Raw genomic sequence first — 17,917 nt, 5'->3', positions numbered from 1 at the left:
AGGTGTCGCCGGGACGCCCGGAATCAAGGCGGCAAGGTGGGGGTCAGTACCCTTCGTACTGACTGCCGTAGGTAAAGCCGAGGGCGACGCCGAGATCCGACGAGCTGGCGCCGGTCATGCCCACGGCATCCGGGATCGAGCCGATCAGCGGACCGCCATAGGAGGCCGGTGCGTAGCCGCCATAGCCGCCGCCGACCGGAACCCATCCGGCCCGGGCGGGCGCCACACGGACGCGCCGGCTCACGCTGGCATATTCCGGCGGGATCGTCTCGGGGATCGCCTGGGCCGGGCGCACCACCACGGTCCGGGTGCGCATGGCGAAACGCGGCGGCGTGGTGATCCAGCAGCCGACCAGCTCGCCGCCGGGGCCGCGGCTCGTCTGCCAGAACCGGCCGCCCGGCGCGACCAGCACCTGCTCGGACACGGTATCGTAAACCGGCGGGACGGTGCGGTAGACGGTGCGCGACGGGCGCACCAGCACGGTCTCCTGCACCGTGTCGTAGACCGGCGGCATGACCACGTGGCGGTAGCAGGCGCTGCCGTAGCAGCCGCCGGCCTGGGCGGGCGCGGCGAGGAGCAGACCGCCGAGGGCGGCGAGGACGAGGGTGCTGGCGACCGGCGCGGTCATGGAATTCCTCTGGTACGCAATACGCTGGACAGCGCCGCGAAAGGGCGCCCGTCTCGACGTACCAGAGGCCAGACTCGTTGCCTGGCGCGCAAGCATTATCGGGAACGAAGGTAAAATTAACCCTTGGTTTCGACTGCTTAGCCGTCGCTTACCTAGGTAGAATTGCTCGGATCCGCATCAGGATCTCTTATGAAATCCAGACCCGGCCCGATCAGGTCTGGCCGGCCTTGAGCTGATAGAAGATGTGCCGGCCGATCACGTCCATCTTCCGCAGCCGACGCGCCCAGCCCGGCCGCACGTAATCGGCGTGGTAATGAGTGGCGGCGCCGACCTCAGCCAGATAGGTCCGGCCCTCGATCACCGAACGGGCGATGCGGGTGGCGGATTCCCACGCGCCGGCATCGGTGATGCGGAGCGACTTCCCCTCGCAGGCGAAGGAGAACTGGCAGCCCATGTAGTGGTGCCGGTTCTGGTAGACGACGCCGCAGACGCTCGCGGGATAGAGGCCGCTCTTCACGCGGTTCAGCACCACTTGGGCGACGGCGGCCTGCCCGGCCTCGGGCTCGCTGCGGGCCTCGAAATAGACGGCTTCCGACAGGCAGCGCTGCTCCTTGTCGAGGGATTCCGGGTCGATCAGGTCGGCGTAGCGCCGGCGGGCATCCTCGGGCACGGGCTGGGCACTGTCGGGGCGTTCGGTGCGGATCGCGAAATCGGGCAGCGCGAGGCTGGCGGCCGCGACCTCGACGGGGATCGCGTCGGCGGGTGCCGGGGTAGTGGACGAGAGGGCGACGGCGCGGGGCACCGGCGGGGTCGAGCCGTCGAAGCGCGCGGGATCGCCGTCCTCGGTCAGGTCGGCCGTCCCCGCGCCCGTGGAGGCGGCGCTGCCGGCGCCCGTGGTCAGGCCGAGATCGGGTACCGGCAGGAAGGCGGCATCCGGTTCGGATTCGGGGTCCCAGATTGCGGCCCCTTGCGTGAGCACGCCGCTGACGCTGCCTGTGACGTCGCCGAACACCAGGGCGGCGCCGGTCTCGCGGAGGTTCACGGCACGGCGGGCGAAGCTCTCGGCCGGCGGCTGGGCCGGGTTGCCCTTGCCCGCCCGCTGCACCACCGGGAAGACGTGGGCGCCGGCCTTGAACACCGCCCGGGGCGCCTCGTCGCCGAGGCTGCGCAGGGCGGAGCCGATCAGCATCGTGCCGGGCGGCAGGGGCGGGACCGTGTCGGCATCGATAAGGCCGAGGCGGCTCGATCCGATGGCGTTCTCCGTGCCGGCATCGGCGGTGAACGACACCAGCAGGCCGAGCCCGACCATCCAGGGGGTCATCGCGGCCGAGAGCCAGCGCAGGCTCGATTCCCGTCGTCCTCGTCTCGTACCCACGACGCCAGACCCGTACTCACAGAACCCGAAGGGCCCGATCCTCCCCGTCTCCGGGGTGTTTCTGCGGCCGCCCGGGATTTATCGCCCGGTATGGTTGAGGCTGGGTTAAGCGCGCGTCACGGGCGCCGTCCCGTTCGGACGCGACCATGAAAAAGGGCGGCCCGAAGGCCGCCCTGTCTCGTCTCGATGCTGCGCGTCGCCTCACTCGGCGGCGGGCATACGCTCCTCGACCGGGATTGCGCCGCTCTCGAACTGCTTCTGCTGCAGGATCATCGCGTCGCGGCGGCGGGCGATGGCGCGGATATCCGCCACCATCGAACCCGTGCCGGCCGGGATGAGCGAGCCGACGATCACGTTCTCCTTCAGGCCTTCCAGATGGTCGACCTTGCCGTTGACCGCGGCCTCGGTGAGCACCCGGGTCGTCTCCTGGAACGAGGCCGCCGAGATGAACGACTTCGTCTGCAGCGACGCCTTGGTGATGCCGAGCAGGACCGGAACGCCCTGGATCGGCTTCTTGCCCTCGGCGAGCAGCTTGTCGTTGAACTCGGTCAGCTCCGTGCGGTCGATCTGGTCGCCCGAGAGGATGTCGGAATCGCCGCCATCGGTCACTTCGACCTTCTGCAGCATCTGCCGGACGATCACCTCGATGTGCTTGTCGTTGATCGACACGCCCTGCAGCCGGTAGACCTCCTGGATCTCGTTGACGAGGTAGGCCGCGAGTTCCTCCACGCCCTTGATCGCCAGGATGTCGTGCGGGGCCGGGTTTCCATCGACGATGTAGTCGCCGAGCTCGACCACGTCCCCGTCCTGCAGGTGGATGTGCTTGCCCTTCGGGATCAGGTACTCGACCGCCTCCGAGCCGTCATGCGGCGTCAGCGTGAGCCGACGCTTGTTCTTGTAGTCGCGGCCGAACGCGATGGTGCCCGACTTCTCGGCGATGATCGCCGCGTCCTTCGGGCGCCGTGCCTCGAACAGCTCCGCCACCCGCGGCAGACCGCCGGTGATGTCGCGGGTCTTGGCCGAGTCGGTCGAGACGCGGGCCAGGATGTCGCCGGCATTCACCTTCGAACCCGGATCGAAGCCGATGATGGCATCGACCGGCAGGAAGTAGCGGGCATCCGAGCCGCGGGGCAGCTTGAGCGCCTTGCCTTCCTTGTCGACGACGACCATCGCGGGCTTCAGGTCCGACGTCCGGGCAGACCCGCGCCAGTCGACGACGACGCGCTTGGCGATGCCGGTCGATTCGTCGGTGGTCTCGGTCATGGACTGGCCGTCGACCAGATCCTCGTAGGCCACGAGACCATCGACCTCGGTGAGGATCGGACGGGTGTAGGGATCCCACTCGGCGATCCGCTGCCCGCGCTTGATCTTGTCGCCCTCGTCGACCCGGAGCTTGGCGCCGTATTGCAGGCGGTGAACCGCCCGCTCGACCCCGTCCGACCCGATGATCACGACTGCCACGTTACGACCGGTGGCGATCAGATCGCCATCGGAGTTCTTGGCGATCGCGCGGTTGCGGATCTTGATCGTGCCCTCGAAGCTCGACTCGATGAACGACGAGTCGGCGATCTGGGCCGCACCACCGATGTGGAAGGTCCGCATCGTGAGCTGCGTGCCCGGCTCGCCGATCGACTGCGCCGCGATGACGCCGACGGCCTCGCCCATGTTGACGGGCGTGCCGCGGGCCAGATCGCGCCCGTAGCAGGTGGCGCAGACGCCACTCCGGGTGGCGCAGACCAGCACCGAGCGGATCTTCACCTCCTGGATGCCAGCGGCGTTGATCGCCGGCAGGTGCCGCTCCTCGATGGTCTCGCCGGTCTTGACGATCACCGTGCCGTCCGCGGCCACCAGATCCTCGGCCGTGGCGCGGCCCAGGATACGGGTGGCGAGCGTCGCCACGACCTGACCGGCATCCACGATGGCGCGCATCTTGATGCCGTTGGTCGTGCCGCAATCGACCTCGCGGATCACGGCGTCCTGGGCCACGTCGACGAGGCGGCGGGTCAGGTAGCCGGAATTGGCGGTCTTCAGAGCGGTGTCGGCCAGGCCCTTACGGGCACCGTGCGTGGAGTTGAAGTACTCCAGAACGTCCAGGCCTTCCTTGAAGTTCGAGATGATCGGAGTCTCGATGATCTCGCCCGACGGCTTGGCCATGAGGCCGCGCATCGCCGCGAGCTGCTTCATCTGGGCGGGCGAGCCACGGGCACCCGAGTGGCTCATCATGTAGATCGAGTTGATCTGCTTGTCGGCTCCGTTCTCGTCCTTCTGGACGGCGGAGATCCGGCCCATCATCTCAGCCGCCAGCTTGTCCGAGCACTTGGCCCAGGCATCGACGACCTTGTTGTACTTCTCGCCCTGGGTGATCAGGCCGTCGTTGTACTGCTGCTCGTAATCCTTCACGAGCGCGCGGGTGGTGTCGACGATCGACCACTTGTTGTCCGGCACGACCATGTCGTCCTTGCCGAACGAGATGCCGGCCTTGAACGCGTGGTTGAAGCCGAGCGCCATGATCCGATCACAGAAGATCACCGACTCCTTCTGACCGCAGTGGCGGTAGACGGTGTCGATCATCGCCGAGATCTCCTTCTTGGTCATCAGCTTGTTGACGACGTCGAAGGGCACCTTGGCGTGCTTCGGCAGGGCGCCGGACAGGATCACCCGGCCCGGGGTGGTCTCGTAGGTCTTGGTCAGCGGCTGGTTGTCCGGACCGATGCCGGTCCAGCGCCACTTGATCTTGGTGTGCAGCGACACGGCCTTGGCGGCGAGCGCGTGCTCGAGTTCGCCCATGTCGCCATAGACGCCCTGCATCGGGTTCTTGGGGTTGTCCGCCTGGAACGCGCCCGGCAGGCCCTCGGCCACGATCGACAGGTAGTAGAGGCCGAGCACGATATCCTGCGACGGCACGATGATCGGCTGACCGTTGGCCGGGTGCAGGATGTTGTTGGTCGACATCATCAGGACGCGGGCTTCCAGCTGCGCCTCGAGCGACAGCGGGACGTGCACGGCCATCTGGTCGCCGTCGAAGTCGGCGTTGAACGCGGCGCAGACCAGCGGGTGCAGCTGGATCGCCTTGCCCTCGATCAGCTTCGGCTCGAACGCCTGGATGCCCAGACGGTGGAGCGTCGGTGCGCGGTTCAGCATCACCGGGTGCTCGCGGATCACCTCATCGAGGATGTCCCAGACCTCCGGCTTTTCTTTTTCAACGAGCTTCTTCGCCTGCTTCACCGTGGCGGAAAAGCCCTTGGCGTCGAGGCGCGCGTAGATGAACGGCTTGAACAGCTCCAGCGCCATCTTCTTGGGCAGGCCGCACTGGTGCAGCTTCAGCTCCGGACCGACCACGATGACCGAACGGCCCGAGTAATCGACGCGCTTGCCGAGCAGGTTCTGACGGAACCGGCCCTGCTTGCCCTTCAGCATGTCGGCGAGCGACTTCAGCGGGCGCTTGTTGGCACCCGTGATGACGCGGCCGCGACGGCCGTTGTCGAACAGCGCGTCCACCGCTTCCTGCAGCATCCGCTTCTCGTTGCGGATGATGATGTCGGGGGCGCGCAGCTCGATCAGCCGCTTCAGCCGGTTGTTGCGGTTGATGACGCGGCGATACAAGTCGTTCAGATCGGAGGTCGCGAAGCGGCCGCCATCCAGCGGGACCAGCGGGCGCAGGTCCGGCGGGATCACAGGCACAACCGTGAGGATCATCCATTCCGGCTTGTTGCCGGACATCTGGAAGGCCTCGATGATCTTGAGACGCTTCAGGAGCTTCTTGGGCTTCAGCTCCGAAGTCGTGACCGCAATCTCCTCACGCAGATCGTTGGCGATCTTGTCGAGGTCGAGCTCCTGCAGGATGCGCCGGATGGCCTCGGCGCCGATCATGGCGGTGAAGGTGTCCTCGCCGTACTCCTCCTGGGCGCGCAGGTACTCCTCCTCCGACAGGAGCTGACGCTCCTTCAGGGGGGTGAGGCCGGGCTCGATGACGCAGTAGGACTCGAAGTACAGGATCCGCTCAAGGTCCTTGAGCGCCATGTCGAGCAGCAGGCCGATGCGGCTCGGCAGCGACTTCAGGAACCAGATATGCGCGACCGGGGCGGCCAGCTCGATATGGCCCATGCGGTCACGCCGGACGCGCGCCAGGGTGACTTCGACGCCGCACTTCTCGCAGATGACGCCCTTGTACTTCATGCGCTTGTACTTGCCGCACAAGCACTCATAATCCTTGATCGGCCCGAAGATGCGCGCGCAGAACAGGCCGTCGCGCTCGGGCTTGAAGGTCCGGTAGTTGATCGTCTCGGGCTTCTTGATCTCGCCGTACGACCAGGAGAGGATCTTCTCCGGGGACGAGATCGAGATCTTGATCTGGTCGAAGCTGACCGGTGTGGCCTGCTGGTTGAAAAGGTTCATGACCTCTTGGTTCATGATCCGCTCCTTGTTGACGCCGAGGGCCCCGCGCCGGGCCGTCGTGTCCTGAAAAAGGTCCGGCGCCGCACCCCGCACGGGCGCTGCTCACCGTCGTCAAACCCGGAAGGCCCCTCCCCTTCCTGCTCGACCGTGGCGGCGGTGATCTCCACCGCCACGGGAGGTTTTTGCGACTGGCTTACTCGGCCGCGTCGGCCGGCGGCTCGAGCTGGTCGTTCGCGGCCTTCTTCGAGGACGTCAGCTCGACGTTGAGGCCGAGCGAGCGCATCTCCTTGACGAGCACGTTGAACGATTCGGGGATGCCGGCCTCGAACGTGTCGTCGCCGCGGACGATCGCCTCGTAGACCTTGGTGCGGCCGGCCACGTCGTCCGACTTCACCGTGAGCATCTCCTGCAGCGTGTAGGCCGCGCCGTAGGCTTCCAGCGCCCAGACCTCCATCTCGCCGAAGCGCTGACCGCCGAACTGCGCCTTGCCGCCCAGCGGCTGCTGGGTAACGAGCGAGTACGGGCCGATCGACCGGGCGTGGATCTTGTCGTCCACCAGGTGGTGCAGCTTCAGCATGTAGATGTAGCCCATCGTCACCTTGCGGTCGAAGGACTCGCCGGTCCGCCCGTCATAGAGCGTCGACTGCGCCGAGCGATCAAGCCCGGCCATCTCCAGCATCTGCTCGATGTCGGCTTCCTTGGCGCCGTTGAACACCGGGGTCGCCATCGGCACGCCGCGGCGGACATTGTTGCCGGCCTCGGCTAACTCCTCGTCCGTCAGGCCGTCGAGCTCACCCGGGGAGTAGATCGCCTCCATCTCCTGACGCAGCGGCGCGATGTCGTGCGACTTCAGATAGGCATCCACCGCCTTGGATACCTTGCGACCCAGGCCCGCAGCTGCCCAGCCCAGATGGGTCTCCAGGATCTGACCGACGTTCATGCGCGAGGGCACGCCCAGCGGGTTGAGCACGATGTCGGCATGGGTCCCGTCCTCAAGGAACGGCATGTCCTCGATCGGCACGATCCGCGACACGACACCCTTGTTGCCGTGACGGCCGGCCATCTTGTCGCCCGGCTGGATCTTGCGCTTCACCGCCACGAAGACCTTGACCATCTTCATGACGCCCGGAGGCAGCTCGTCACCGCGCTGCAGCTTCTCGACCTTGTCGAGGAAGCGCTGCTCGAGGCGCTTCTTCGACTCGTCGTACTGCTTCTGCATCGCCTCCATCTCGGTCATGAGACGGTCTTCGATGACGGCGAACTGCCACCATTGCGAGCGCGGGTAGTCGTTGATCAGCTCGCGGGTGAGCGTGGTGTCCTTCTTGAAGCCCTTCGGGCCGGCCACCGGCGCCTGACCGATCAGCACATCCGCCAGACGGGCGTAGGTGTTGCGGTCGAGGATCGCCTGCTCGTCGTCGCGGTCCTTCGCGAGCCGCTCGATCTCCTCGCGCTCGATCGCCTGCGCGCGCTCGTCCTTGTCGACGCCGTGGCGGTTGAACACCCGGACCTCGACGATCGTGCCGGTGACGCCCGGCGGCACCCGCAGCGAGGTGTCGCGCACGTCCGAGGCCTTCTCGCCGAAGATGGCGCGGAGCAGCTTCTCCTCCGGCGTCATCGGGCTCTCGCCCTTCGGGGTGATCTTGCCGACGAGGATGTCGCCGGCATTCACCTCGGCACCGATATAGACGATGCCGGCCTCGTCGAGGTTCTTGAGCGCTTCCTCGGAGACGTTCGGGATGTCGCGGGTGATTTCCTCCGGCCCGAGCTTGGTGTCGCGGGCCATCACCTCGAACTCCTCGATGTGGATCGAGGTGAACACGTCATCCTTCACGATCCGCTCGGAGAGCAGGATCGAGTCCTCGAAGTTGTAGCCGTTCCACGGCATGAACGCGACGAGCACGTTCCGGCCGAGCGCCAGCTCACCGAACTCGGTCGAAGGACCGTCGGCGATGATCTCGCCCTTCTTCACGAACTCGCCGACGCGGACCAGCGGCTTCTGCGTGATGCAGGTCGACTGGTTGGAGCGCTGGAACTTCTGCAGGCGGTAGATGTCGACGCCCGGCTTGTTGGCGTCGGCCTCTTCCGTGGCGCGGATGACGATACGGGTGGCATCGACCTGATCGATGATGCCGGCCCGGCGCGCCGCGATGGCAGCGCCGGAATCCCGGGCGACCACCGCCTCCATGCCGGTGCCCACGAACGGGGCGTCGGCGCGGACCAGCGGCACCGCCTGCCGCTGCATGTTCGAGCCCATCAGCGCGCGGTTGGCGTCGTCGTTCTCGAGGAACGGGATCAGTGCCGCGGCGACCGAGACGAGCTGCTTGGGCGAGACGTCCATGAGGTCGACGCGCTCGGGCCCCACGACGATCACGTCGCCGGCCCGGCGGCAAACCACGAGGTCCTCCGTCAGCTTCTTGTTCTCGTCCATCTGGGCGTTGGCCTGGGCGACGTAGTACTTCGCCTCCTCCATGGCCGACAGGTAGGCGACCTCGTTGGTGACCACGCCGTCGCGGACGCGGCGGAACGGGGTCTCGATGAAGCCGTACTTGTTGACCCGGGCGAAGGTCGCCAGGGAGTTGATCAGGCCGATGTTCGGGCCTTCCGGCGTCTCGATCGGGCAGATCCGGCCATAGTGGGTCGGGTGCACGTCGCGCACCTCGAAGCCGGCGCGCTCGCGGGTCAGACCGCCCGGGCCAAGCGCCGAGAGGCGGCGCTTGTGCGTCACCTCGGACAGCGGATTGGTCTGATCCATGAACTGCGACAGCTGCGACGAGCCGAAGAACTCGCGCACGGCCGCGGCCGCGGGCTTCGCGTTGATCAGATCCTGCGGCATGACCGTGTCGATATCGACCTGGCTCATGCGCTCGCGGATGGCGCGCTCCATGCGCAGGAGGCCCAGGCGGTACTGGTTCTCCATCAGCTCGCCGACCGAGCGGACGCGGCGGTTGCCGAGGTGGTCGATGTCGTCGACTTCACCCTTGCCGTCGCGCAGCTCGACCAGCGCCTTGACCACGGCCAGCATGTCCTCCTTGCGGAGGGTGCGGACCGTGTCGGCGGCGTCGAGGTCGAGCCGCATGTTCATCTTCACGCGGCCGACCGCCGAGAGGTCGTAACGCTCGGAATCGAAGAACAGCGAGTGGAACATCGCCTCGGCGGTATCGAGGGTCGGCGGCTCGCCCGGGCGCATGACCCGGTAGATGTCGAACAGCGCGCCCTCGCGGCCGGAATTCTTGTCCACCGCCAGGGTGTTGCGGATGTAGGGACCGACATTGACGTGGTCGATGTCGAGCACCGGCAGCTCGGTGCTGCCGACATCCTCGAGGCTCTTCAGGAGCTTCTCGGAGATCTCCTCGCCGGCCTCGGCCCATATTTCGCCGGTCTGCGCGTTGACCAGATCCTCGGCGATGTACTGCCCGACGAGATCCTCGTCGGTCGCCTTCAGGAACTTGGTGCCCTTGTCGGTGATCTGACGGGCGTTGCGGGCGTTGAGCTTCTTGCCGGCCTCGAGCACGACCTCGCCGGAATCGGCGTCGATCAGGTCGATGGTCGCCTTCATGCCCTTCATGCGCTCGGCATCGAACGGCACGCGCCACTCGGCACCATCCCGGTCGTAGACGACGCGGTTGTAGAAGGTCGACAGGATCTCCTCGCCGTCCAGGCCGAGGGCGTAGAGCAGCGACGTCGCCGGCAGCTTGCGCTTCCGGTCGATGCGGACATGCACGATGTCCTTGGCGTCGAACTCGACATCGAGCCAGGAGCCCCGATACGGGATGATGCGGGCGGCGAACAGGAGCTTGCCCGACGAGTGGGTCTTGCCCTTGTCGTGGTCGAAGAACACGCCCGGCGAGCGATGCATCTGCGAGACGATGACGCGCTCGGTGCCGTTGACGATGAAGGTGCCGTTCTCCGTCATCAGGGGCATGTCGCCCATGTAGACGTCCTGCTCCTTGATGTCCTTGACCGACTTGGCCTGGGTGTCGGGATCGACATCGAACACGATCAGGCGGAGCGTCACCTTCAGCGGCGCCGCAAAGGTGATGCCGCGCTGACGGCACTCGTCGACGTCGTATTTCGGCTGCTCGAAGGTGTAGCGGACGAATTCCAAGAGGGCCGTGGCGGCGAAGTCGGAGATCGGGAACACCGACTTGAACACGCTCTGCAGCCCCTCGTCGCCGCGCCCGCCTTCGGGCTCGTCGACCATCAGGAACTGGTCGTAGGACGCCTTCTGAACCTCGATGAGGTTCGGCATCTCGGCAACTTCCTTGATCTTGCCGAAGAACTTCCGAATGCGCTTGCGACCGACCAGCGTGTTGGCCATGTGACCTCGCTCCTACCCGCGTGCCTCGCGCCCGGGGAAGCGTTCCCGCGAAGGGACCTCCCGCACCGGGCCGTGACGCGCGCCCCGCCGAGCCGCGCCACCGAACCGAATCTCGTTCTCGGTCCCTTCCGGGACCATCCGCCGAAGCGGCCTAAAGCCCGCGGGCGCAGCGCCCGCGGGCTTCGGTCACGACAGGCCCGGAACGGACCTCCGTGAGGTGATGGGCCGGGACCGGCCCATCGTCGCCTTACTTGAGCTCGACCTTGGCGCCAGCCTTCTCGAGCTGGGCCTTGAGCTTCTCGGCCTCGTCCTTGGTGACGGCTTCCTTGACCGGCTTGGGCGCGCCCTCGACCAGGTCCTTGGCTTCCTTGAGGCCGAGGCCGGTGATCGCGCGGACCTCCTTGATGACCTCGATCTTCTTGTCGCCAGCGGCGGTGAGAACGACCGTGAACTCGGTCTGCTCCTCGACGGCAGCGGCGCCACCACCGGCGGCCGGGCCAGCAGCCACGGCGACGGCAGCGGCGGCCGAGACGCCCCACTTCTCTTCGAGCATCTTGGCCAGGTCGGCAGCCTCGAGAACGGTCAGCGAGGACAGGTCGTCGACGAGCTTGGCAAGATCAGCCATTGTGAATTCCTCTCAGATATCGGTTCGAACGAAGGGTTTTTGAAGGCCCTCAGGCGGCCTCGTCCTTGGTGGCATAGGCCCCGAACACGCGGGCGAGCTTGGCCGCCGGCGCATTGACGACCTGGGCGATCTTGGTCGCGGGCGCCTGTACGAGGCCCACGATCTTGGCGCGCAGTTCGTCGAGGGACGGGAGCGAGGCGAGGGCCTTCACGCCGTCCGGGTTCAGGGTTGTCGCGCCCATTGCGCCGCCGAGAATCACGAGCTTGTCGTTCGTCTTGGCGAAATCCACCGCGACCTTGGCTGCTGCGACCGGATCGCCAGAATAGGCGAGCAGGGTCGGGCCCTTCAGGAGCGGCTTGATGGAGGCGACGTCCGTACCATCGAGTGCGATGCCGGCGAGGCTGTTCTTGGCGACCTTCACGGTGGCGCCGGCCTGCTTCATCTGCGAACGCAGCTTCTGCATGTCGGCGACCGTGAGGCCCTTGTAGTGGGCCACGACGACGACGGCGCTCTGATTGAACACGCCGTTGAGCGTCGAGACGAGGTCAGCTTTTGCTGTCCGGTCCACTGGGCTCTCTCCGGTTGGCGGAACCCGAAAATCGGGCCCGCCGGTTGCACATGCCGCCCGGACGTGGTCTCGGCCTTCGAAAGACCGGGAACGTCCGAACGACGCTTCGCGGCCCTGTCCCCGCACGTGCCCCTGAGGGGTCGCTTCGGGTGAGTTGGTTCAAACCGATACCCCTCCGCAGCCTGAGCCGTGGCGAGGCGTTTCGAATTCGGTCTTCCCCGTCTGTGCAGGCTGGCGGATTAAGCCGGCGAACCGGCGCCTGCAGTCTCGGACAGGACATGGCCGGACGAGGCTCCGCGGGGCGTGATGCCCTCTGGATCCTGCCGGCCAGTGCCACCCGGTTGCCCGGGCAACATTTCGAGCGGAAACCGGCCAATCGGCCGTTTCCTTCCATGAGGATAAATGCGTGAAGCGCGGTGTATAGAGCCTAGCAAGCCGCCTGCCAAGAGCCGAAGCGCGACTTTTCCGCCGCAGGCAAGGGCTTGTCGAGGAGCCCTGCTGCGATTGCATCACTCGACGCGCGCTCGGGCTACGCCGCCTCCCGCTCCGGCGCCAGCTTCCGCCTTGCCGACTCCCACCAGCTCCGGTCGCGGGCCTCCTTCGCCTCAGCGGCCTTGGCGGCGTAGAACGAGGCGTTGTGCTCGCCGCGCAGGGCCTCGCGGGTGAAGCGGATCAGGTGGTGGGCCACGAAGCCCATATTGAACACCGCCTCGATCTGACCGCGCTTCAGGGCATAGCCCGCCGCGCTCCAGAACGGCTTGCGGTAATCCGAAAACATCCCGACCCGCGTGATGATGTTGAAGCCGAGGATCAGACCGCGGCGCAGGTTGGTGAAGGTCAGCTTGCCGGCGGTCGGCGTCTTGATTCGGTTCGGGTAGGTCACCGCGCACTGATGCTTGAACCGCTCGAAGATTTTTTCGGGCTCGTAGGCGTGCGCGATCGCCCGGCGCCAGCTGCTGACCACGGAATCGTGGGGGCGCTTGAACAGGACGTTCGATTCCAGGCTGGCATCGTGCAGGAGCCGGCCCTCACGCTGCAGCCGATCCCAGAGCGGCGTCTTGGGCAGGGCCTGGAGCAGGTTGATGGTGAGGACCGGGATGGCCGAGCGGTCGATGAAGTCGATCAGGTTCTGCTCGGATTCGTCGCTGTCGGAATCGAGCCCCAGGATGATGCCCGAGGTCACCTCCAGCCCGTAGGAATTGAGCGTCTCGATCGCCTCGTACATCGGCACGGCGGCGTTGTGGGTTTTGTCGATCCCCTTGAGCGCCTCCGTCTCCGGGGTCTCGATCCCGACGAACACGGTCATGAAGTTCGCCTGCCGCATCAGCTCGAGGATCTCGGGCTGTTTGGCCATGTTCAGCGTCGCCTCGCAGGCGAACTGGAGCGGGTAATCGTTCTTCTTCTGCCACGCCACGAGGTGCGGCAGCATCTCGCGGGTCGCCTTGCGGTTGGCGATGAAGTTGTCGTCCACGAAGTAGACCACCGCCGGGTGGCCCGGCTGGCTGATGATCGCGTCGAGCTCGGCGCACATCTGCTCCGGGCTCTTCAGGCGCGGCTGGCGGCCGTAGAGCTGCGGGATGTCGCAGAACTCGCAGCGATACGGGCAGCCCGAGGAGAATTGCAGCGAGCCGATCAGGTAGCGCTTGAGCGGTGCCGCCTCGTAGGCCGGGGCCGGGAAATCCGAGAGGGCGAGCCGGTCCTTGGTCTCCAGCACCACCTGGGCGGGGGGCGGCGTCAGGTCGACGTCGAGGCGCGCGATGAGCTGGTCGGTCGCGTCGCCGATCTCGCCGATATGGAGATAGTCGAAGTCGCGGTACTTCTCCGGGGCGCCCGAGACCGAGGGGCCGCCGAGCGCCGTGACCTTGCCGGCCGCGCGGGCGCGGTCGCGGATGTCGTGGATCTGCGGCTCCTGGATGTGCATGCCGGAGACGAACACCGCATCGGCCCAGGCGAAATCGGCCGGGCCCGCGCGGCGGATATTCTCATCGATGAACCGGCATTCCCAAGCCTCCGGCATATAGGCCGCGATCAGCAGCAGGCCTTGCGGCGGCATGAACGCCTTGACCCCGCCCATCAGCGGGTAGGCGTGGGAGAACGTCCCGAAGGACGGGGTGTAAGCCGGGAAGACGCACAGGATGCGTCGCTTGGAGGAAACCGTCAGGGTGCATCGCATGGCGGCTTATCTAGCACAGCCGTGCGGCTTGGCGCCCCCCTTCGTGGTTGAGAATGACGTGAGGGGGCATCGACAACGAAAAAACGCCCGGCCGTTCCGGCCGGGCGCTCCGTAGCGTGGACGATTCGCCTGGTGTCAGGCGGTGAGCACGGTGTTCGGCTCGACCTTCACGCCCGGGCCCATCGTCGAGGTGACGGCGATGCGCTGGACGTAGGTGCCCTTGGCACCCGCGGGCTTGGCCTTGGCGACCGCGTCCGCGAACGCCTTGATGTTCTCGACGAGCTTGTCGGCGTCGAACGAGACCTTGCCGACGCCGGCATGGACAATGCCGGCCTTCTCGACGCGGAACTCGACCGAGCCTCCCTTGGCACCGGCGACGGCGCTCTTCACGTCCATGGTGACGGTGCCGACCTTCGGGTTCGGCATCAGGCCGCGCGGGCCCAGCACCTTACCGAGACGACCGACCAGCGGCATCATGTCCGGGGTGGCGATGCAGCGATCGAACTCGATCTTGCCGCTCTGCACGATCTCCAGGAGATCCTCGGCGCCGACGATGTCGGCACCGGCGGCCTTGGCGTCGTCCGCCTTGGCGCCCCGGGCGAAGACCGCAACGCGCACCGTCCGGCCGGAGCCGTTCGGCAGGTTGCAGACGCCGCGGACCATCTGGTCGGCGTGACGGGGATCGACGCCGAGGTTCATGGAGACCTCGACGGTCTCGTCGAACTTCGCGGTCGCCCGCTCTTTCACCAGCTTGATCGCCTCGTCGAGGGGATAGAGCTTGGTGACTTCGATGCCCTCGCGGGCGGCGCGGATGCGCTTGCCTTCCTTAGCCATGATGTCCTCCCTCAGGCCGTGACTTCAAGGCCCATGGCCCGGGCAGAGCCGCGGATCATGGCAACGGCCGACTCGATCGAGTCGCAGTTGAGGTCGGGCATCTTCTTCTCGGCGATCTCGCGGAGCTGCGCCTCGGAGATCTTGCCGACGGTCGGACCCTTGCCCGGGGTCTTGGAGCCGGAGGCCGGCTTCTTGCCGATCTTCAAGCCGACGGCCTTCTTCAGGAAGAAGGTGACCGGGGGCTGCTTCATCTCGAAGGTGAAGGAGCGGTCCTGATACGCGGTGATGATCACCGGAATCGGGGTGCCCTTCTCCATCTGCGCGGTCTTCGCGTTGAAGGCCTTGCAGAATTCCATGATGTTGAGGCCGCGCTGACCGAGCGCGGGGCCGATCGGCGGCGACGGGTTCGCCGCGCCGGCCGGGACCTGAAGCTTCACGTAACCCGTGATCTTCTTCGCCATGGGACTGCTCCCAATGATAATCCGCCCCCACGCAGCCTGAAGCGCGGCGGGTCGGACGGTTGCAGCTCGCGGTGCGAACCGTTGATCCCGGAGGCGAGGCCGGGCGGATCTCCCGCGGATGGTGCCGCATCCCTAGCGAGGTGCGGCGGCTTCTCGGCTGCCGCTCAGCGACGACCGGGAAAGGCGGGCGGCCGGAGGGCCGCCGAAACCAGGAGGCTCAGGCCTTCTCGACCTGGGCGTATTCGAGCTCCACCGGCGTGGCGCGGCCGAAGATCGACACGGCCACCTTGAGGCGGGAGCGAGCCTCGTCGATCTCCTCGACGGTGCCGTTGAAGCTGGCGAACGGGCCATCGGCGACCCGGACGGTCTCGCCGATCTCGAACGACACGGAGGGCTTCGGCCGGTCGACGCCCTCGGCGACCTGCCCCTTGATCCGCTCGGCCTCGGAGTCGGGGATCGGAACCGGCTTCGACTTGTCGGCGCCCAGGAAGCCCGTGACCTTCGGGGTGTTCTTGATCAGGTGGTAGACCTCGTCGGTGAGGTCGCACTTCACCAGCACGTAGCCGGGGAAGAACTTGCGCTCGGCATCGACCTTCCGGCCGCGGCGCACCTCCACGACCTTCTCGATCGGGACCATCACCTCGTCGAACAGCTCGGACAGCCCGCGCTGGGCCGCCTGGTCCTTGATGGACTGCGCGACCTTGTTCTCGAAGTTCGAGTAGGCGTGGACGATGTACCAGCGCTTCGACACGGTTCCGTTCAACTCCGATACGTCTGCGAGGTCTCCCTCGTCCGATGGTGCCCGGTCTCAGAGGCCCAGGATCAGGCCGACGACGAAGCGCAGGGCCTGATCCACCACCGTGAAGAACAGGCTTGCGACCACCACCATCACGAACACCATGATGGTCGTGATGGTGGTTTCCCGGCGGGACGGCCACGTGACCTTGCGAGCCTCGTCGCGAACCTGGGCGAAGAACTCGCCCGGCGTAGCGCGCTTCTGCGGCGCACGAACTGGCGTCGTCGGACGGGCCGGCGGCGGGTTCGCGGGGCCGCGGGCCGCGCCGCGCACCAGGTCCACCTTCTTGGTCGCTTCGTTCGATGCCATGGCGCCAGTGTCTGTGCGTGTTCGGCCCCGGGCAGAGACCGCTCCGGGAACACGAATGACGGCGCCGAGGACCCGGATGGGCCCGCACCGACGGTCGCTTCAGATCTCGGATTTCGCCCGCTCTAACGCAACTCCGCCGGCTTGTCGACCGGGCCGCTGCGTGGGATCGGGCAGGATGTCTGGCAGGAGTGGAGGGACTCGAACCCGCAACCTCCGGTTTTGGAGACCGGCGCTCTGACCAGTTGAGCTACACTCCTAGCGCACCGCCCAATGCCTCATCGCGGCTCGGCTTGCAAGGGGTTCGGCCAGCGGCCGCCGCAAATCACCGGCCGTGATCGGCCCGCTCCATCGTGTTCAGGGGCCGGAGGTGGCGGCCATCGAAGCGGAACAGTTCGTCGCTGCGGCCGTACGGGCCCGTGCGCAGGTAACGCGTGGCCTCCGCGGCCAACGCGCGCCGCGCCGGGCTGCCGGACGGCCATGCGAGGAGCAGGTTGCGGGTCGGTCCGGCCAGCGTGATGCTGTCTGTCTTTAGGGCGCTCCGGATCTCGTTGAGATAAGGAGGTACGAGCAGCCGCGCGATGGCGAAGTCGTCGCCCGGATTGGCCATGGCAAACAGGGGCGCACCGTCCCCGAGCACCAGTTCGAACGGCGCATCCTTCGACGTGGCTGCCAAGTTCGCGACGGCCGTCGTCTCCACCTGTGCAGGATCGATCTGCCAGCCCGCAAGCATCTCGCGGGTCACGTACTGATAGCGATTCGGCTCGTCGAGCACGTAGACCACGTGCAGCGTCTCGGAAAACCGACGATGCGCGAGCATCGTGTATTGCTGGAGGATCTCGTCCGGTACGAGTTGCGGCCGCAGGCGCGACCGGATCGTCGCGAAGTCGCCCGTATCCGGCGCGGGGGCGGCCTTCGCCAAAGCGACGGCGAGGAATTCCTCGACCTCATGCCGGCGCCCGGGCTCGGAGAGGCCGTCGACGCGCTGATACAGGTTCGTCAGATCGATCGTCTTCGTGCCGACGCTGAGCTGCGCCGGATCCGCCTCGAGGAGGACCTTCACCCCTGGCCGGAGGTCACGGATCAGTGCGGCAACCTCCGCACGAAAGCGCCCATCGGTCAACGCATCACCCCAGGCCGCGCCGGTCAGAACCGCCGCTCCCACACAGATCAGGGCCGCGAAACACCCAGGCCGAAGAATGGAACCGACCGACATCCGAGTCTCCCCAAGACCAGGCGGAGACAGGACAAAGCAACGCCGGCGCTCCGTCAAGACGAAGGCCGGCGTGAGTCACATCGATCTGGGTCGACGCCCGCGTGCGAGACGGCGGGATGCTTGTGGCCCGGCGCGCGGTGCACCGGTCCGTCGAGCCCTGCCCGGTCGTAATGCGATCGGGCAGGGTCTCAAGTTTTTGTCGTGACGCGCTCGCGCAGCCTT

12 protein-coding genes and 1 tRNA gene are annotated in these 17,917 nt (G+C 66.7%); all 13 read right to left on the bottom strand.

What is annotated here, in order from left to right; translation table 11 throughout:
* Nucleotides 1–43 precede the first annotated feature (43 nt).
* The 13 genes from OXS27_RS19540 to OXS27_RS19480 all read right to left on the bottom strand — a co-directional run bounded on the left by OXS27_RS19540 (nucleotide 44) and on the right by OXS27_RS19480 (nucleotide 17,695).
* Entirely contained in the window at nucleotides 44–628 is a 585-nt protein-coding gene (locus OXS27_RS19540) for a hypothetical protein (protein WP_243923901.1), read from the bottom strand.
* A 211-nt stretch (nucleotides 629–839) separates the two neighbouring features.
* On the bottom strand, nucleotides 840–1,937 hold the full coding sequence (locus tag OXS27_RS19535; RefSeq protein ID WP_267358360.1) for a cell wall hydrolase: 1,098 nt from the start codon (nucleotides 1,935–1,937) through the stop codon (nucleotides 840–842).
* A 267-nt stretch (nucleotides 1,938–2,204) separates the two neighbouring features.
* Entirely contained in the window at nucleotides 2,205–6,413 is a 4,209-nt protein-coding gene (gene rpoC, locus OXS27_RS19530) for a DNA-directed RNA polymerase subunit beta' (RefSeq protein WP_243923903.1), read from the bottom strand.
* A 178-nt stretch (nucleotides 6,414–6,591) separates the two neighbouring features.
* Nucleotides 6,592–10,716: a DNA-directed RNA polymerase subunit beta gene (rpoB, locus tag OXS27_RS19525; protein WP_267358314.1), complete on the bottom strand. Its 4,125-nt coding sequence runs from the start codon at nucleotides 10,714–10,716 to the stop codon at nucleotides 6,592–6,594.
* A gap of 247 nt (nucleotides 10,717–10,963) precedes the next feature.
* Complete coding sequence (rplL, locus tag OXS27_RS19520; protein WP_243923907.1) at nucleotides 10,964–11,341, bottom strand: 50S ribosomal protein L7/L12; 378 nt, start codon at nucleotides 11,339–11,341, stop codon at nucleotides 10,964–10,966.
* Between the two features lie 49 nt (nucleotides 11,342–11,390).
* Nucleotides 11,391–11,909 carry a 50S ribosomal protein L10 gene (gene rplJ, locus OXS27_RS19515; RefSeq protein WP_243923909.1) on the bottom strand — a complete coding sequence of 173 codons (519 nt, stop codon included), beginning with the start codon at nucleotides 11,907–11,909 and terminating at the stop codon, nucleotides 11,391–11,393.
* Between the two features lie 529 nt (nucleotides 11,910–12,438).
* On the bottom strand, nucleotides 12,439–14,082 hold the full coding sequence (locus OXS27_RS19510; protein WP_267358313.1) for a B12-binding domain-containing radical SAM protein: 1,644 nt from the start codon (nucleotides 14,080–14,082) through the stop codon (nucleotides 12,439–12,441).
* Between the two features lie 135 nt (nucleotides 14,083–14,217).
* Nucleotides 14,218–14,916, bottom strand: a complete 699-nt coding sequence (gene rplA / locus OXS27_RS19505; RefSeq protein WP_243923912.1) for a 50S ribosomal protein L1 — start codon at nucleotides 14,914–14,916, stop codon at nucleotides 14,218–14,220.
* Nucleotides 14,917–14,927: 11 nt separating this feature from the next.
* Complete coding sequence (gene rplK, locus OXS27_RS19500; RefSeq protein WP_043385646.1) at nucleotides 14,928–15,377, bottom strand: 50S ribosomal protein L11; 450 nt, start codon at nucleotides 15,375–15,377, stop codon at nucleotides 14,928–14,930.
* A 217-nt stretch (nucleotides 15,378–15,594) separates the two neighbouring features.
* Nucleotides 15,595–16,128 carry a transcription termination/antitermination protein NusG gene (gene nusG / locus OXS27_RS19495; RefSeq protein ID WP_243923914.1) on the bottom strand — a complete coding sequence of 178 codons (534 nt, stop codon included), beginning with the start codon at nucleotides 16,126–16,128 and terminating at the stop codon, nucleotides 15,595–15,597.
* Between the two features lie 57 nt (nucleotides 16,129–16,185).
* On the bottom strand, nucleotides 16,186–16,482 hold the full coding sequence (gene secE / locus OXS27_RS19490; RefSeq protein WP_243923916.1) for a preprotein translocase subunit SecE: 297 nt from the start codon (nucleotides 16,480–16,482) through the stop codon (nucleotides 16,186–16,188).
* A gap of 180 nt (nucleotides 16,483–16,662) precedes the next feature.
* Nucleotides 16,663–16,739: transfer RNA gene (locus tag OXS27_RS19485), tRNA-Trp, on the bottom strand.
* A 65-nt stretch (nucleotides 16,740–16,804) separates the two neighbouring features.
* Nucleotides 16,805–17,695 carry a hypothetical protein gene (locus tag OXS27_RS19480; RefSeq protein ID WP_267358312.1) on the bottom strand — a complete coding sequence of 297 codons (891 nt, stop codon included), beginning with the start codon at nucleotides 17,693–17,695 and terminating at the stop codon, nucleotides 16,805–16,807.
* Between the last annotated feature and the right edge of the window lie 222 nt (nucleotides 17,696–17,917).

Source organism: Methylobacterium sp. GC_Met_3, from assembly GCF_026540775.1.
Classification (GTDB): domain Bacteria; phylum Pseudomonadota; class Alphaproteobacteria; order Rhizobiales; family Beijerinckiaceae; genus Methylobacterium.
Note: the sequence above shows the minus strand (reverse complement) of the source record. Positions and strands in the feature narration are given on the sequence as shown.

Excerpts from the sequence above, each read along its gene's own strand:
- OXS27_RS19540 (WP_243923901.1), bottom strand. The coding sequence starts at position 628 with ATGACCGCGCCGGTCGCCAGCACCCTCGTCCTCGCCGCCCTCGGCGGT.
- OXS27_RS19535 (WP_267358360.1), bottom strand. The coding sequence starts at position 1,937 with ATGGTCGGGCTCGGCCTGCTGGTGTCGTTCACCGCCGATGCCGGCACG.
- rpoC (WP_243923903.1), bottom strand. The coding sequence starts at position 6,413 with ATGAACCAAGAGGTCATGAACCTTTTCAACCAGCAGGCCACACCGGTC.
- rpoB (WP_267358314.1), bottom strand. The coding sequence starts at position 10,716 with ATGGCCAACACGCTGGTCGGTCGCAAGCGCATTCGGAAGTTCTTCGGC.
- rplL (WP_243923907.1), bottom strand. The coding sequence starts at position 11,341 with ATGGCTGATCTTGCCAAGCTCGTCGACGACCTGTCCTCGCTGACCGTT.
- OXS27_RS19510 (WP_267358313.1), bottom strand. The coding sequence starts at position 14,082 with ATGCGATGCACCCTGACGGTTTCCTCCAAGCGACGCATCCTGTGCGTC.
- rplA (WP_243923912.1), bottom strand. The coding sequence starts at position 14,916 with ATGGCTAAGGAAGGCAAGCGCATCCGCGCCGCCCGCGAGGGCATCGAA.
- rplK (WP_043385646.1), bottom strand. The coding sequence starts at position 15,377 with ATGGCGAAGAAGATCACGGGTTACGTGAAGCTTCAGGTCCCGGCCGGC.
- secE (WP_243923916.1), bottom strand. The coding sequence starts at position 16,482 with ATGGCATCGAACGAAGCGACCAAGAAGGTGGACCTGGTGCGCGGCGCG.
- OXS27_RS19480 (WP_267358312.1), bottom strand. The coding sequence starts at position 17,695 with ATGTCGGTCGGTTCCATTCTTCGGCCTGGGTGTTTCGCGGCCCTGATC.